The sequence below is a fragment of the Syntrophorhabdaceae bacterium genome (assembly GCA_028713955.1).
In the GTDB taxonomy this organism is placed as follows: domain Bacteria; phylum Desulfobacterota; class Syntrophorhabdia; order Syntrophorhabdales; family Syntrophorhabdaceae; genus UBA5609.
In genome coordinates this window covers 1-3,742 of sequence record JAQTNJ010000278.1, presented here as the reverse complement: position 1 = coordinate 3,742, position 3,742 = coordinate 1, and the positions used below count along the sequence as shown (strand labels likewise).

Here is a 3,742-nt window from a genome sequence, read left to right as displayed (position 1 = left end):
CTGTCAAGAGGGCTTGTGCGGAGCTCTGTTTCAGGTGCAAAAGACACAATAGGCAATTTCTGGGTTGATCTCACCCGTTCCGTCATATACGTCCTGCTTCCCCTGTCGCTCATCGGGTCTCTCGTCTTCGTCTCGCAGGGTGTGATACAGAATCTCAGCGCCTATAAGGATATTACAACGCTGGAAGGGGTAAAACAGGCTATCGCCATGGGCCCTGTCGCATCCCAGGAGGTCATTAAAGAACTGGGAACAAACGGCGGCGGGTTCTTCAATGTGAACAGCGCCCATCCGTTCGAGAATCCCACGCCTTTTACGAACTTTCTGCAGATGCTCCTGATCTTCGCCATCCCGGCCGCACTTACCTATACATACGGAAAGATGGCAAAGGATCAGAAAGAGGGGTGGGTAATCTTCGCCGCCATGGCCGTTCTCTTTCTTTCAGGCGCAATGATCGCCTGCTGGGCCGAATCCCATCCGAACCCTGCGTTGGCGGGACTGCCCCTCGATCACAGCGCCGGGAACATGGAGGGCAAGGAGATCCGCTTCGGAACCGCAGGCTCCGCCCTGTTTGCAACGATCACCACTGCCGCGTCGTGCGGAGCGGTCAATGCCATGCATGACAGTTTTACCCCCCTCGGCGGGCTCGTACCGCTCACAAATATCATGCTTGGGGAGGTCGTATTCGGCGGTGTCGGCGCAGGACTTTACGGCATGCTCGTGTTTGTCATTATCGCGGTGTTTATTGCCGGCCTTATGGTAGGCCGCACACCGGAATACCTTGGAAAAAAGATCGAGGCAAGGGAGATAAAATATTCGATGATCTACGCGCTCATATTCCCCTTCCTGATCCTTACCTTTGCCGCCTGGTCAGCGGTTGTGCCCTACGGTCTATCATCGCTGGGAAATCACGGACCCCACGGACTTACCGAGCTCCTTTACGCCTTTTCGAGCGGGGCAGGCAACAACGGCTCGGCCTTTGCCGGGCTCAACGCAAACACGCCCTGGTGGAACGTAACGATGGGTATTGTGATGTTTGTGGGAAGGTTTTTTATGATAATCCCTGTCCTTGCGATTGCCGGTTCAATGGCGGCAAAAAAGGCAATCCCGCCGGGACCGGGTACATTTCCCACAAACGGCGTTCTCTTCATGATCCTCCTTACAGGCGTTGTAATGATCGTTGGCGCCCTCACCTTCTTTCCCGCCCTCACATTGGGGCCGATCGTGGAACACTTTATCGGACAGGCAGGGAGGTTATTCTGAGATGATAAAACGAAAAAGAGAGATCGCGCTCTTTGACAGAAATATCCTGCGGCAAAGCGTGTGGGAAAGCATAAAAAAACTATCACCACGGGTGATGGCCGGAAACCCCGTCATGTTCGTAGTAGAGATCGGGAGTTTTCTTACCTCCATTCTGTTCATAAGAGATATCTTTTCCCCTGATCGCGCCGCTGCACCCCTGTGGTTTACCGGCCTGGTGAGCGTCTGGCTGTGGTTTACGGTAATCTTTGCCAATTTCGCAGAGGCCGTTGCAGAGGGGAGAGGCAAGGCGCAGGCAGAGGCCCTGAAGAAGATGAGAAGGGACACAACAGCGTTTCTTTACCTGGAAGGCAAGGAATGGGCAATACCCTCATCGCAGCTTAATAAAGGTGACGTTGTCATGGTGAAGGCGGGTAATATCATACCGGGCGACGGCGAGGTGATCGAGGGCATCGCATCCGTCGACGAATCGGCCATTACCGGCGAATCTGCGCCGGTAATCAGAGAAAGCGGCGGGGACCGCTCGGCTGTAACGGGCGGCACCAAAGTCCTTTCAGATCAGATCATCGTGAAGATTACTGCAAAACCCGGTGACTCCTTTCTCGACAAGATGATCTCCCTCGTTGAGGGCGCGTCACGTCAGAAGACGCCCAACGAGATCGCCCTTCATATCCTGCTTGTGGGATTGACCTTCATCTTTCTCCTTGTCTGCGTAACCCTCATTCCCCTCGCGTTTTATTCAAATATCCGGCTTTCCGTCACTGTTGCGGTGGCCCTCCTTGTCTGTCTCATACCGACCACGATCGGAGGGCTGCTCTCTGCCATCGGCATTGCGGGGATAGACAGGCTCGTCAGGAAGAATGTCCTTGCCACAAGCGGAAGGGCCATAGAGGCGGCAGGAGACGTTGACACCCTTCTTCTGGACAAGACAGGGACGATAACCCTCGGGAACAGGATGGCTGTGGAGCTGATCCCTGTAAATGGAACAAACCCTGAAGATATTGCCTATACGGCATACCTTTCAAGCATATCGGATGAGACACCTGAGGGACGATCGATCATCACCCTTATCGCATCGCAATTTCCCGATAAAAAGTTCGATCAGGAAGCCGGGGAGGTCGCATTTATCCCCTTCAGCGCCTATACGAGGATGAGCGGATATGATGTCGATGGGGTCCCTGTCCGGAAAGGGGCTGTGGACGCGGTATGCAAGTTTGTGCAGGAATCGGGCGGATCTGTTCCGGCTGAGGTTCACCAGATTGCCGGGCGCATAGGCGACAGCGGCGGAACGCCTTTAGCCGTGTCACGGGGAAACACGATACTCGGCATCATCCATCTTAAGGACATCGTGAAGGAAGGAATGCGGGACCGGTTCGAGCGTTTCAGGGCCATGGGAATAAAGACCATCATGATCACCGGTGATAATCCGAGGACAGCCGCGGCTATCGCTAAGGAGGCAAACGTCGACGGCTTCCTCGCTGAAGCGACCCCGGAGGCAAAGATGAATTTCATCAGGGAAGAACAACTGAAGGGAAGGCTTGTAGCTATGACAGGGGATGGGACCAATGATGCGCCCGCGCTCGCCCAGGCAGATGTGGGGATGGCCATGAATACCGGGACGCAGGCCGCCAGGGAGGCTGCAAACATGGTTGACCTTGATTCGGATCCGACGAAACTTCTTGAAGTCGTTGAGGTGGGAAAACAACTCCTTATGACAAGAGGAACGCTCACAACCTTTTCCATTGCCAATGACGTGGCAAAATACTTCGCGATCCTCCCTGCCATGTTCGCGGGAGTCTATCCGGAGATATCCCCGCTCAACGTCATGAGCCTCGCTTCTCCGTGGAGCGCTATCCTCTCCACGGTTATCTTCAATGCCATAATCATCATCTTTCTTATCCCCCTCGCCCTCAAAGGTGTTCAATACCGGCCCCTGGGAGCAAGCATCATCCTCAGGCGTTCTCTCCTTATCTATGGACTCGGCGGCGTGATCACGCCTTTCGTCGGTATCAAGGTCATCGACATGCTGTTGAAGGCCGTAGGTCTTGCTTAGGAGGTATACGATACCGTGAAAATAATCTTTCGTTCGGCTATAGGCATTACAATCTGCACGCTTGTTCTTACCGGGATCATGTACCCGCTTTTTATCACCGGCATCGCTCAAGTACTTTTTCCCTACCGTGCGGGAGGGAGCCTGATTACCGGTGGAGAGGGCAATATCGTCGGCTCGGAGCTCATTGCACAGGACTTCAGGGATCCGGCATATTTTCATCCAAGACCTTCCGCGGCAGGAGGGAAGGGGTATAACGGGGCTGCCTCCTCGGGATCCAACCTTGGTCCAACCTCAAAAAGACTCAGGAACAGGGTGACGAAGGAGATAGAACGGTTAAAGAAAGAAAATCCAGCGGCGGAAGGCCCTATTCCCGTAGAACTCGTAACAACCTCCGGAAGCGGGCTTGATCCCCATCTCTCTCCATCGGGTGCG

General features: G+C 54.3%; 3 protein-coding genes. All 3 read left to right on the top strand.

Translation table 11 applies throughout. The annotated features are described in order from the left end of the window. The coding region (kdpA, locus tag PHU49_15625) for a potassium-transporting ATPase subunit KdpA (GenBank protein ID MDD5245438.1) at positions 1-1,260 on the top strand (1,260 nt) is incomplete at its 5' end. A gap of 1 nt (position 1,261) precedes the next feature. Further along, entirely contained in the window at positions 1,262-3,310 is a 2,049-nt protein-coding gene (kdpB, locus tag PHU49_15620) for a potassium-transporting ATPase subunit KdpB (protein ID MDD5245437.1), read from the top strand. Positions 3,311-3,325: 15 nt separating this feature from the next. Further along, a partial coding sequence (locus PHU49_15615; protein MDD5245436.1) for a potassium-transporting ATPase subunit C occupies positions 3,326-3,742 on the top strand: 417 nt, incomplete at its 3' end.